This window comes from Bradyrhizobium sp. MV1.5 (assembly GCF_055807615.1).
Window position 1 is genome coordinate 1 of sequence record NZ_JBVVPL010000078.1, and the last position, 11,496, is coordinate 11,496.

The 11,496-nt window shown below is 66.6% G+C and carries 11 protein-coding genes; 1 reads left to right on the plus strand and 10 read right to left on the minus strand.

Going from position 1 to position 11,496, the window contains the following annotated elements; translation table 11 throughout:
* Positions 1 to 151: 151 nt before the first annotated feature.
* The 7 genes from AC0L2J_RS33925 to rsmI all read right to left on the minus strand — a co-directional run bounded on the left by AC0L2J_RS33925 (position 152) and on the right by rsmI (position 7,231).
* Positions 152 to 1,441, minus strand: a complete 1,290-nt coding sequence (locus AC0L2J_RS33925; RefSeq protein ID WP_063992226.1) for a CpaE/TadZ family protein — start codon at positions 1,439 to 1,441, stop codon at positions 152 to 154.
* Positions 1,438 to 2,172: a CpaD family pilus assembly protein gene (locus tag AC0L2J_RS33930; protein WP_063992225.1), complete on the minus strand. Its 735-nt coding sequence runs from the start codon at positions 2,170 to 2,172 to the stop codon at positions 1,438 to 1,440. The genes AC0L2J_RS33925 and AC0L2J_RS33930 overlap by 4 nt, the downstream gene beginning before the upstream one ends.
* A 68-nt stretch (positions 2,173 to 2,240) precedes the next feature.
* Positions 2,241 to 3,758: a type II and III secretion system protein family protein gene (locus AC0L2J_RS33935; protein WP_088931293.1), complete on the minus strand. Its 1,518-nt coding sequence runs from the start codon at positions 3,756 to 3,758 to the stop codon at positions 2,241 to 2,243.
* 10 nt (positions 3,759 to 3,768) lie between these two features.
* A complete protein-coding gene (gene cpaB, locus AC0L2J_RS33940; RefSeq protein WP_007604036.1) occupies positions 3,769 to 4,572 on the minus strand; it encodes a Flp pilus assembly protein CpaB in 804 nt (267 codons plus the stop codon).
* 365 nt (positions 4,573 to 4,937) lie between these two features.
* On the minus strand, positions 4,938 to 5,882 hold the full coding sequence (gshB, locus tag AC0L2J_RS33945; protein WP_007598473.1) for a glutathione synthase: 945 nt from the start codon (positions 5,880 to 5,882) through the stop codon (positions 4,938 to 4,940).
* A 10-nt stretch (positions 5,883 to 5,892) separates the two neighbouring features.
* Positions 5,893 to 6,294, minus strand: a complete 402-nt coding sequence (locus tag AC0L2J_RS33950; protein ID WP_063992222.1) for a YraN family protein — start codon at positions 6,292 to 6,294, stop codon at positions 5,893 to 5,895.
* Positions 6,281 to 7,231, minus strand: a complete 951-nt coding sequence (gene rsmI / locus AC0L2J_RS33955; protein ID WP_473395880.1) for a 16S rRNA (cytidine(1402)-2'-O)-methyltransferase — start codon at positions 7,229 to 7,231, stop codon at positions 6,281 to 6,283. The genes AC0L2J_RS33950 and rsmI overlap by 14 nt, the downstream gene beginning before the upstream one ends.
* Positions 7,232 to 7,577: 346 nt before the next feature.
* On the opposite strand from rsmI, the gene AC0L2J_RS33960 reads away from it, so the two are divergent.
* The gene (locus tag AC0L2J_RS33960) at positions 7,578 to 8,831 is read left to right on the plus strand and encodes a penicillin-binding protein activator (RefSeq protein ID WP_473395881.1); all 1,254 of its coding nucleotides are present in this window, start codon (positions 7,578 to 7,580) and stop codon (positions 8,829 to 8,831) included.
* Between the two features lie 101 nt (positions 8,832 to 8,932).
* On the opposite strand, the gene hemW is transcribed toward AC0L2J_RS33960, so the two are convergent.
* From hemW to rph, 3 genes are read right to left on the minus strand one after another with little or no spacing between them, the layout of a single operon-like run.
* Entirely contained in the window at positions 8,933 to 10,087 is a 1,155-nt protein-coding gene (hemW, locus tag AC0L2J_RS33965) for a radical SAM family heme chaperone HemW (RefSeq protein ID WP_473395882.1), read from the minus strand.
* Positions 10,074 to 10,709 (minus strand): RdgB/HAM1 family non-canonical purine NTP pyrophosphatase, encoded by a 636-nt coding sequence (rdgB, locus tag AC0L2J_RS33970; protein ID WP_473395883.1) that lies wholly within the window; start codon positions 10,707 to 10,709, stop codon positions 10,074 to 10,076. The genes hemW and rdgB overlap by 14 nt, the downstream gene beginning before the upstream one ends.
* An 11-nt stretch (positions 10,710 to 10,720) precedes the next feature.
* Positions 10,721 to 11,434, minus strand: a complete 714-nt coding sequence (rph, locus tag AC0L2J_RS33975; RefSeq protein ID WP_007598482.1) for a ribonuclease PH — start codon at positions 11,432 to 11,434, stop codon at positions 10,721 to 10,723.
* Positions 11,435 to 11,496 lie beyond the last annotated feature (62 nt).

The window sequence follows — 11,496 nt, forward strand, 5'->3', positions numbered from 1 at the left end:
GCGGGCTCGGGAGCGGGGTCCCCCACTAAAACGGGCTGGTGGGTGACGACGCAACGAAGGGGCGCGGGTGGTAACCCGCCCCCGGGTGCCACCCCCCCCCCTCCCCCTCCCCCGCAAGGGGGGAGGGACGGAGAGAGCTCAGCTCTTGTCCCTACGACGCCTTGCGATGCGGGGCTGACCCGCGCCCCGACCGGCCCTTCAGTCTCTTCAGCAGCGGCCCGAGCAGCGAGCGCTTCGGCTTCTTCACTTCGCCGCGCCCGGCGAGGCGGTTCGCCATGTTCTGGAACAGCTCGGTGGTGCGGTGGCTCTTGGAGACCTCCGCGATCATCTGGCCGTTGTTGGCCGCGGTCGAGAACAGCTTCGAATCGAACGGGATCACCGCGATCGGCTGGCTCTCCATGGTCTTGGCGAACGCCTTGACCTCGATCTCCGCCCGCTTGGGCATGCCGACCTGGTTGATGCAGTAGAGTGGTGGCCGGTCGTTCGGCCGCGCCGCCTTCAACACGTTCAGCATGTTCTTGGTGTTGCGCAGGTTCGCAAGATCGGGCTCGGCCACGATCACGATGTCGTCCGCGTTGACCAGCGCGCGTCGGGTCCAGCCGGACCATTGGTGGGGAACGTCGAGCACGATGCAGGGCGTGGTCATCCGTAGCGTGTCGAACACCGCGTCGAAGGCCTCGGCGCCGAAATCGTAGACGCGGTCGAGGGTGGCAGGCGCAGCAAGGAGGCTGAGCCGCTCGGTGCATTTGGAGAGCAGACGCTCCATCAGGGCCGTGTCCGGCCGATCCTGCGACAGCACCGCGTTGGCGATGCCCTGCACCGGGTCCTGGTTGTAGTCCAGACCCGCGGTGCCGAAGGCGAGGTCGAGATCGATCACGACGGAATCGAGCGCGAGGTCGCGGGCGATGGTCCAGGCCACGTTGTGCGCGACGGTGGAGGCGCCGACACCGCCCTTGGCGCCGACCACCGCGATGACGCGGCCGGTGATGATGGTTTCGGACGCCGAGAACAGGCTGCAGATCGAGCGGACGACGTCGAGCGTTTCGACCGGTCCCACCACATAATCGTTGACGCCGCGGCGGACCAGCTCGCGATAGGGCGCGGTGTCGTTGGGATTGCCGATCACGACGACACGGGTGCCGGGATCGCAGACGCCGGCGAGGTCGTCGAGACCCTCGAGGATGTCGCGGGTGCCGTCGGATTCGATCACGATAACGTTCGGCGTCGGCATCGTTTCATAGACTTCGATTGCCGCAGCTAAGCCACCGTCCTTGGCGGTGAGATGCGCCTTGGCGAGACGGCGATCCTGCCCGGCCGCGGTCACCGCGGCGAGCGTCTGCTCGGTCTCGCAAAAGGCCTGCACGGAGATGCGAGGAACCGGCGCAATGTGTTCCTCGGGGTGCTGCGGATCGTCCGCTTCTTCGTCGTGGACGCGTGTCATCTGCCTGTGTCGCTGAGTCTCGCCTTGTCGGCGTCTGGATTGCTGGTCGCGATCGGCGTGCCCTTGCGATAGCGCTCGAATGCCATGTCACGCCGTGCGTTATAGACCGGCGTCTCGGACCGCGGCTGCTCCAGGTCGGCCGGATTGTCGATCATGGCCGCGAGGTTGCGCTGGCTGGCGCAGCCCAGGTTGAAGTAGGGCCGGTTCTCGTTGTAGCCGGGGTCGAGGATGGAGGGGCCGATATCTTCCGGCCACAGCCCGCAGGGGCCGGCGACCGCGGCGATCCGGGAATAGCTCAGGCGAATGGTGGGCAGCAGTCCGGGATCCTCGGGCCTATAGGGATGCTGGACGATGGCACGCGAGGGCACGCCGACGGATGCGAGCACGGAACGGATCTCGTGATAGGTCGCTGCCGCCGCGCGCGAATTCGCGGCGTTGACGGGGACGTCGACGACGACCGAGCCGGTGCCTTCGCGCACCCAGTCCCGGGCAATACCGGCGACGTCCGCGTGCTGCGCGGCCGAGAGGCCGCCGCGAGCCTTCCCGACGAAGATCACGATCGACTTTTTGGCTTCCTCGACCGCGATCGGGTGACGCTGGCGATAGTCGGTCGGCACCGTCTGGGTGACGATCTCGCCGGTGGTGTTGCAGGCGCCCAGCATGACGGAGAGCCCCGTCAGTGCCAGCGCGACGCTCAACGTGCGACGTCGATCGGTCATGGTCTTCGTCATCGCTTCATCCCCTCGTGCCCCGTCTCTTGCCCGTCTCTTGCCCCATTCCCCAAGCCGTCCGTTCGTCGTCAGTCGATGATGAAGCCGAAATCACCGGGCGTGCCCGCGATCGGATCGACGCGGCGCGCGATGCCATAGAGGCGGTTCATGCGGCCGAGCAGCGCCGTCTGGGCGTCAGAGGCCGGCGCGAAGCCGTCGTCGGGCCGGGACAGTTCCTTCTGAGCCACCGCGCGCACCACATAGGGGGTCACGATCACCATCAGCTCGGTCTCGTTGTTGACGAAGTCCTGGCTGCGGAACAGCGCGCCGATGATCGGTACCTGGTCGACGCCGGGCAGGCCGTTGATCGCCTGTTTGGTCTGCTGCTGGATCAGGCCGGCCATGGCCATCGAGCCGCCCGAGGGAATTTCCAGCGTCGTTTCGGCGCGGCGGGTCTGGATCGAGGGGATGGTGATCGAGTTCGTCGAGTTCGACGACAGCGCCTGGGTCACCGTGATGGCGCTCTGGTTCGACAGCTCGGACACCTCGGTCATCACGCGCAGGCTGATGCGGCCCTCGCTCAGTACGACCGGGGTGAAGTTCAGGGAGATGCCGAACTTCTTGTAGGTGATCTGGGTGGTGCAAACGTGGGTGACGGGATCGCAGGCATAGCCCGAGGGAATGGGGAATTCGCCGCCGGCGATGAAGGTGGCGGATTCGCCGGAGATCGCGGTCAGGCTCGGCTCGGCGAGCGTGCGCATGACACCGGCGCTTTCCATCGCGCGCATCGTGGCGCTGACGGTCGCGAAGCCCTTGGTCAGACCGGCGACACCTAATCCGTTGTTGCTGACGATCGGTCCGCCGCTGACCGAGAACGGGTTGGAATTGTTGAAGTTCACCACCGCGGTGCCGGCGTTCAGGCTGGCGCTGAGATCGACGCCCAGTTGCTTGACGATATCGCGGCGCACTTCGCCGACCACGACCTTGAGCATCACCTGGTCGCGGCCGCGCACGACGATGTTGTTGACCACCTTCTCGGAGCCGCCGACCAGTTTCGCGGCGACGTCGCCGGCCTGCTGGGCCTCGACCGGGCTCGACACCGAGCCGGTCAGCATCACGCTGTCGCCGACGCCTTCGATCTGCACGCCCGGCAGCGCTTGACGCAGCGCCGTGCGCATGCCGTTGAGATCGCGCTTCACCGCGATGTCGTAGGCGGCCACCTGCTGGCCGTCGGCCGCGAAGAACACGACGTTGGTCTGGCCGACCTGTCCGCCGATGATATAGGCGCGTTGGGCCGAGCGGATCACGGCATTGGCGATCTTGGGATCGGCGACCAGCACGTCCTTGACGTCGCGCGGCAGGTCGATAACGGCGGACTTGCCTACGCCGAGCGACAGGAAGCGCGTCTTCGCCGGCGCGATCGTCCCGACCGGCGACACATCGAGATCGGTTGCCTGCATCGGCGCCTGGTCGCCCACAGGCGCATCTGCGGCGCTGACGACATCGGGGACTGCGAGGAGCCCCAGGATCAGCATCGTCCCCGTCCAGAACGAGCGCGCGCGCTTCCCCCGAATGCGCATGCCGGTCCGATCATCCCCGTAGTTCATCATATCCCCATCACTTCTGTGACGTCAGTTGCCGCGCCTGTACGCCGTAGCGGATCACGTTGACCCCGCCGGACCGCTTGCTCGTCTGGTCCTCGGGCGTGCTGTCGACCGAGTTGGCATCGACGATGCTGCGCAGTGCGAGAGTCAGCGTGCCGCCCTGGCGCGCTGCCGATAGCGCGGCGACCTGGTCGGGCTTGAGTTCGAGCGTGACGGTCCTGCCGACGACGGCGTTCTGGCCGTCCTTTTCCTTCGGCGCCTGGTCGATCGCGAGCACGCGGATATTGGTCAGTATCGCTTCGGACAGGATGAGGTCGTTACCGCCGGCCCCGTCAGGATTCTTCAGGCGGCGGGTCAGCATGATGTCGACGCGGTCATTCGGCAGGATGAAGCCGCCAGCGGCAGTCTCGGCCGAAATTTCGGTGGAGACGGCGCGCATGCCCGACGGCAGGATCGCGGCCATGAAGCCGGAGCCGTCGGCCTTGACCAGCTTCTGCTCGCGGATCGGCTCGCCCTGCATCAACGGCACGCGTGCGATCGAGCCTGCGATCTGGATCTGCGCCTCGGGCCTGTTGTCGCGGCGGATGAACGCGCTGCTCGCGGTCGCCGCAGGCCAGACCTGCCATTGCAGGTCCTCGGGCTTCACGGCCTGACCGAGCTGGATGTCGTTCTTGGCAACCAGGACCTCGACCGTCGGCAGCTTTTCGGCGACGGGGAGAACGGGCGCGGGCTTGTTGTCATAGCCGCTCGCCAGATAGGCGGCGACGCCGCCGGCGCCCAGCGCGATGACGAGAACGACAATGCGTGCGGTGTTCATACGCTTCTACTCTTACGCGGGGCACTCGAACCGCACCTGGCGGGTCCCCCATGTCGATGAGTAGGCAGTAAAAGTATAAGGGGTGTTGCGAGGCCGAATGTGAGCGCTGGCCACGCTGTGGTCTTTCGGCAGATGGTGAACGTCGCGTTAGCCGGTCGGCCACTGGCCCCGTAGTTTCACGCAGTCGCGGCCCGTGCGTTCGAACGATGCGCGCCGTGTCATGGTGAATGGGTGGTTATTGATGGGTGAGGTGATGCCGTGCATGCATTGGGTAGCCCGGATGGAGCGAAGCGCAATCCGGGGCCGCTGAAGATGGTGTGGCATCCCGGATTTCGCTGCGCTCCATCCGGGCTACAAGCCGGCGGCTACCTCGCCCGCTTCTGCTCGATCACGTCCCAGAGCTTTGCGGCAACGTCCGGTCCGCCGAGCCGCGCGATGGCGCGGATGCCGGTCGGCGAGGTCACGTTGATCTCGGTGAGGTTGCCGTTGATGACGTCGATGCCGACGAACAACAGCCCGCGCTCGCGCAGCGCCGGGCCGACGGTGGCGCAGATCTCGCGCTCGCGCGGCGTGAGCTCGGTCTCCTGCGCCGCGCCGCCGCGCACCATGTTGGAGCGGAGGTCGTCGGCGGCCGGCACGCGATTCACCGCGCCGGCGAACTCGCCGTTGATCAGGATGATGCGCTTGTCGCCGTGCTTGACCTCGGGAATGAACTGCTGGATCACCCAGGCTTCCTTGAACGTCACCGAGAACATGTCGAACAGCGAGCCGAAATTCATGTCCTGCGGCATCACGCGGAACACCGCCGCGCCGCCATGGCCGTGCAAGGGCTTCATCACGACGGCGCCGTGCTTGTCGCGAAACGCGTTGATCTCGTCGAGGTCGCGCGAGATCAGCGTCGGCGGCATCAGCTGCGGGAAGTTCATCACGAACAGCTTTTCCGGCGCGTTGCGCACGGAGGCGGGATCGTTGACGACGAGTGTCTTCGGATGGATGCGTTCGAGCAGGTGGGTCGAGGTGATATAGGCGAGGTCGAACGGCGGGTCCTGGCGGAGCAGCACCACGTCGAAGCCGTTGAGCGCCTCGCGCCTGGGCTCGCCCAGGGTGAAATGATTGCCGGGCTCGTCGCGCACGGTGAGCAGCTGAACGGGAGCGACGATTTCCTCGCCGACCATCGAGAGCTTGTCGGGCGTGTAATAGGACAGGCCGTGGCCGCGCTTCTGCGCCTCCAGGAGCAGCGCAAAGGTGGAATCACCCTTGATGTTGATGCGGGCGATGGGGTCCATCTGGACGGCGACGTTCAGTTTCATGGTCTGCCTTTCAGGTCGAGGCGTCGAATGCCGCCAACACATGGCGTGGAAGTGACCGCGGCGCAATCAGCATGGCATCGAATCGCATTTCAAATTCCGCATGCTCGGGATGCGCGACGAGCCAGCCTTGCGCGGCGTCGATGATGCGCTGCTGCTGGCGCGGCGTCACGGCGAAGGCGGCGTCGTCCAGCGTCGCACGCGCCTTGACCTCGACGAAGGCGATCAAATTGCGGCGGCGCGCCACGATGTCGATCTCGCCATGCGGCGTGCGGAAGCGTTTGGCGAGGATGCGATAGCCCTTGGCCATGAGATAGGCTGCGGCGCGGCTTTCCGCGGAGATGCCGGTGCGAAACGCGGCGACGCGCTCGGGCGAGGCGATTTTCGGTTCCGCCGGGGCCTCATTCTTCGCCATCGCCGCCCCGCAATTCCTTGGCAAGTTCGAGCGCGCGGGCATAGACCTCGCGGCGCGGCCGGCCCGAGAGCGCGACCGCATGCGCCACCGCATCCTTGACGCTGTTCGCGGCGAGCTGCTCGCGCAGGACGTCGTCGAGTGCATCCGATGTCAGTATCTCGGCATCCGCCGCAGGCGGAGCGATCACCAGCACGAATTCGCCGCGCGTCTCCAGCGTGTCGGCACCGCGCGCCAGCTCACGCAACGTCGCGCGCGAAATCTGCTCGTGCAGTTTCGTCAGCTCGCGGCAGATCGCGGCTTCGCGGGTCCCCATGATCTCGGCAAGCTCGGCCAGCGTGTCCTGCACGCGATTGCCGGAATCGAACATCACCAGCGTCGCATCGACGCGCGCAAGCTCGGCCAGGCGCGACCGCCGCGCCGCCGATTTCGCCGGCAGAAAGCCTTCGAAGAAGAAGCGGTCGGTCGGCAGCGCTGCGACTGACAGCGCCGCCAGCACCGAGGACGGGCCGGGCAGCGCGTAGACGGCGTGGCCGGCGGCGCAGACCTCGCGCACCAGCTTGTAGCCGGGATCGGAGATCAGCGGCGTACCGGCGTCCGACACCAGCGCGATCGAGCCGCCCTGCGAAAGCGCCTCCAGGATCTTTGGGCGGGCCGCTTCCGCGTTGTGCTCGTGATATTGCTTGAGCTGCGCGGAGATGTCGTAGCGCTCGGTCAGACGCCGCGTGATGCGGGTGTCCTCGCAGGCGATGACATCGACCCCCGCGAGGGTCTGCAGCGCTCGCAGCGTGATGTCGCCGAGATTGCCGATGGGGGTCGCGACCAGGTGCAGGCCCGGCGCGGCCTTCGGCGCGACAAGCCGATGGGCATCGATGGAGAAACCGCGCGAGGCGGGCTCCGTCGTCTCAGGTGTATTTATCGGGGACGGCTTTGCGCGCATAATCAGACGAACTTAGGCATGATCCCCGGGGCTGGGAACCGGTCCCCGGAAAAAGATCGTGCCTGGGCGAGAGGCGAGGCAAGGGAAGACTGGAATGTGATCCATTCGGCATCACATTCCCGAGGGAATGAAGCGTCAGCGCCTTATTCGCGGCGGAAACGCCGCCTTGATGCGGGGGTGACGGACGGCGGACAGCTAGCCAGAACTTGAGAGGAAGCCGCGTTAAGCGGGCATTATCCTTTTGTTTGAGTTAACTATTTGCCGACAATATGCCTGAATCCATGGCTGGTGTCGTGGAAAGAATGTCGTGAGCGGCTGGCGACGGTCGGTCAGAAGAGAAACTGCCATGCTCGGCCCGCGTGATCCCAGATCTTCCTTTTCGGAGGAGTCTCCCGTTCAGGGGCCCCTGATGTCAGGGGCGACCCGGCGAAGCGCGCTCGGCCTCTTGCTCGGCGCGCCGCTGCTGTCGGCCTGCGCCGGCGTGCAGCAGAGCCTGAGCCAGTTCTCCAGTCCGTTCAGCAGTTCCTCTCCGCCTCCGGCCCAGCCGGCCGGCCCGCCGCAACAGGCGACGACCGCCGGCACCGGCGGGGTGAAGGTTGCCCTGATCCTGCCGCTCTCGGCATCCGGCAATGCCGGCCTTGCCGCGCAGTCGATGCGCAACGCCGCCGAGATGGCGCTGGCCGAGTTCCAGAATCCCAACATCCAGCTCCTGATCAAGGACGACAATGGCAGCCCGCAGGGCGCGCAGGCGAGTGCGCAGCAGGCGGTCGACGAGGGCGCCGAGATCATCCTGGGGCCGCTGTTCGCGCAATCGGTGCCTGCGGTGGCGCAGATCGCGCGCACGCGCGGCATCTCGGTGATCGCGTTCTCGACCGATTCCAGCATTGCCGGCCGCGGTGTTTATCTCCTGAGCTTCCTGCCGGAGTCCGACGTCAACCGCATCGTCGAATATTCCGCCGGCATCGGAAAGCGCTCCGTCGCCGTGCTCGTGCCCGACAATGCCTACGGCAATGTGGTCGAGGCCGCCGTGAAGGCGGCGGTGCCGCGCCGTGGCGGGCGCATTGTCGCGTTCGAGAAATACGGCGCCGATCGCGCTACGCCGGCGCGGACCGTGGCGCAGCAGCTCGGCAGTGCCGATGCGCTGTTCATCGCCGATGATGGCGACGCCGTCGTCTCGGTGGCCGATGCGTTGAGCGCCGCGGGTGCTAACCTGCGCAATATCCAGCTGCTCGGTACCGGCCTGTGGGACAGTCCGCGCGTCTATGCCAGCTCCAGCTTGCAGGGCGGCCTCTACGCCGCGCCGGACCCGGCCGGCTTCCGCGCCTTCGCCGGCCGCTATCGCACCAAATACGGCGCCGAGCCCGTGCGCACCGCAACGCTCGCCTATGACGCCGTCGCCCTCGTCGCCGCGCTCGCGCGCACGCAGGGCACGACGCGCTTCTCCTCCGACGTTCTCACCAACCCTTCCGGCTTCGCCGGCATCGACGGCCTGTTCCGCTTCCGCGCCGACGGGACGAACGAGCGCGGCCTCGCGGTGATGAAGGTGACGACCGGTGGCGGTGTAGCCGTGGCGGGCTCGCCGAAGAGTTTTGGGGCTTGATCGCTTCGTAGCCCGGATGGAGCGCAGCGCAATCCGGGACGGTCTCACCACGCGGACAGAACCCGGATTGCGCTGCGCTCCATCCGGGCTACGAGATCTCGCTACGCCGCCAGATCCGCGACCACTGCGTCCAGCACCGGAAAACCGCTGCTCGTCACGCGCAGCCGTCCCGTTGCATCCACCGTGATCGCGCCTTCTTCGCGCAGCAGCGTGATGCGCTTGGGATCGAGCGAGCGGCCTGACAGCGCGCGGTAGCGCTCGGGGTCGATGCCCTCGGCAAGGCGCAACCCCATCAGCAGGAATTCGTCGGCGCGCTCCTCGCTGTTGAGGAGATCGTCAGTGACGACGCCGTGCCCGTTGGTCTCGACCCGCATCAGCCAGGCTTCGGGACGCTTCTCGGTGGCGGTCGCGTGCCTGATGCCGTCGATGTCGAGCCGGCCATGGGCACCAGGGCCGATGCCGGCATATTCCTCGCCGCGCCAGTAGACCAGATTGTGCCGGCACTCGGCGCCCCGCCGCGCGTGATTTGAAATCTCGTAGGCGGGCAGGCCGAGCTTGTCGCAGGTCTCCTGCGTGACGTCGTAGAGCGCGCGTGCGACCGCTTCATCCGGCGTCTTCAGCTTGCCGGCTTGATGCAGGCCGAAGAACGGCGTGCCTTCTTCGATCGTCAATTGATAGAGCGACAGATGCTCGGCCGCCTCGCCGATCGCGAGACGCAATTCATCGGCCCACATCGCCGGCGTCTGGTCGGGACGGGCGTAGATCAGGTCGAACGAATAACGATCGAACGAGCGGCGCGCGATGGCGACGGCATCGAGGGCCTCGCGCGCGCTGTGCATGCGGCCCAGCGCTTTCAGCGAGGCATCGTCGAGCGCCTGCACGCCGAGCGAGACGCGGTTGACGCCGGCGGTGCGATAACCGGCAAAGCGCGTGGCTTCGACGCTGGTCGGGTTTGCCTCCAGCGTCACTTCGACGTCTTTGGCCACGGTCCAGTGCTTGCCGATGGCGTCGAGCACGGCGCCGACGGTTGCAGGCTGCATGAGCGAGGGCGTGCCGCCGCCGAGAAAGATCGAGGTGACTTCGCGGCCGGGCGCGCGCTCGGCGGTCGCAGCGATCTCGCGCGCGAAAGCCGACGCAAAGCGCGGCTCGTCGATCGCGGCGTGGCGGACATGGCTGTTGAAGTCGCAATAGGGGCACTTCGACAGGCAGAACGGCCAGTGCACGTAGACGCCGAAGGCTTCCTTAGCGCGGCTCAAGGCAGATCTCCGCCAGTTTCATGAAGGCGCGGGCGCGGTGGGACAGGCCGAGACCGAGCGGCGGCAGGCCGTGCTTCTCGATGCTCTCCATCTCGCCGAAGGTGCGGCTATGGCCGTCGGGCAAAAACATCGGGTCGTAGCCGAAGCCGGCGGTGCCGCGCGGCGGCCACACCAGCGTGCCGTCGACGCGCGCCTCGACCTCTTCGCAATGATCGTCGGGCCATGCAACGCAGAGCGCGGAAACGAAATGCGCCTTGCGTTTGGCGGGCGTGGTCGCGCCGCGCTCCTGCAACAGGCGCTCGATCTGCGCCATCGCCGCGGCAAAATCCTTGTTCGGACCGGCCCAGCGCGCCGAATAGATGCCGGGCGCGCCGTCGAGCGCGTCGACGACGATGCCGGAATCATCGGCGAAGGACGGCAGCTTCGTCGCCTGCGCTGCCGCGATCGCCTTGATCGCGGCGTTGCTGCGGAAATCGTTTCCGGTCTCTTCCGGTTCGGCAAGACCTAGCTCGCCGGCCGAGACCGCATCGATGCCGTAAGGCGCGAGCAGCTCCTTCATCTCGGCGAGCTTGCCGGGATTATGGGTCGCGATGACCAGCTTTCCGGTGATTCGGCGATGCATCGGCCTATTGACTACGCTACCGCCAGTTTCTGCAAGTCCACGAGACGCGCGACGCCCTTGCGTGCCAGCGCCATCAACGCCAGGAACTCGGCTTCCGTGAACGGCTCGCGTTCCGCGGTGCCCTGGACTTCGATGATGCGGCCATCGCCCGTCATGACGAAATTGGCGTCGGTATCGGCTTCGGAGTCCTCGGCATAGTCGAGGTCGAGCACGGGCGTGCCCTTGTAGATGCCGCAGGAGATCGCGGCGACGTTGTCGCGCAACACATTGGCCTTCACCATGTTGCGCGCCTTCATCCAGCTGACGCAATCGGCGAGCGCGACCCAGGCACCGGTGATCGAGGCCGTGCGGGTGCCGCCGTCGGCCTGGAGCACGTCGCAATCGACCGTGATCTGGCGTTCGCCAAGCGCTTCGAGATTGATGATGGTGCGCAGCGAGCGGCCGATCAGGCGCTGAATTTCGACGGTGCGGCCGCTCTGCTTTCCGGCGGAGGCCTCGCGGCGGGTGCGTTCCGAGGTCGCGCGCGGCAGCATGCCGTATTCGGCGGTGACCCAGCCGCGGCCCTGGCCCTTCAGCCATGGCGGCAGGCGGTCTTCCAGCGTGGCGGTGACCAGCACGTGGGTGTCGCCGAATTTCACCAGGCACGAACCTTCCGCATATTTGACCACGCCGCGCTCCAGCGTCACGGGGCGCAATTCGTCGGGCGCACGGCGGCTTGGCCGCATGGGAAATCCTCCAAAACTCTCGGAAAAGGGCTGTTGGCGGTGCTTGTAGGGGGGGTGAGGGT

Excerpts from the sequence above, each read along its gene's own strand:
- rsmI (WP_473395880.1), bottom strand. The coding sequence starts at position 7,231 with ATGCGCGCAAAGCCGTCCCCGATAAATACACCTGAGACGACGGAGCCC.
- AC0L2J_RS33925 (WP_063992226.1), bottom strand. The coding sequence starts at position 1,441 with ATGACACGCGTCCACGACGAAGAAGCGGACGATCCGCAGCACCCCGAG.
- AC0L2J_RS33950 (WP_063992222.1), bottom strand. The coding sequence starts at position 6,294 with ATGGCGAAGAATGAGGCCCCGGCGGAACCGAAAATCGCCTCGCCCGAG.
- AC0L2J_RS33930 (WP_063992225.1), bottom strand. The coding sequence starts at position 2,172 with ATGACGAAGACCATGACCGATCGACGTCGCACGTTGAGCGTCGCGCTG.
- rdgB (WP_473395883.1), bottom strand. The coding sequence starts at position 10,709 with ATGCATCGCCGAATCACCGGAAAGCTGGTCATCGCGACCCATAATCCC.
- AC0L2J_RS33935 (WP_088931293.1), bottom strand. The coding sequence starts at position 3,758 with ATGAACTACGGGGATGATCGGACCGGCATGCGCATTCGGGGGAAGCGC.
- cpaB (WP_007604036.1), bottom strand. The coding sequence starts at position 4,572 with ATGAACACCGCACGCATTGTCGTTCTCGTCATCGCGCTGGGCGCCGGC.
- gshB (WP_007598473.1), bottom strand. The coding sequence starts at position 5,882 with ATGAAACTGAACGTCGCCGTCCAGATGGACCCCATCGCCCGCATCAAC.
- AC0L2J_RS33960 (WP_473395881.1), top strand. The coding sequence starts at position 7,578 with ATGCTCGGCCCGCGTGATCCCAGATCTTCCTTTTCGGAGGAGTCTCCC.
- rph (WP_007598482.1), bottom strand. The coding sequence starts at position 11,434 with ATGCGGCCAAGCCGCCGTGCGCCCGACGAATTGCGCCCCGTGACGCTG.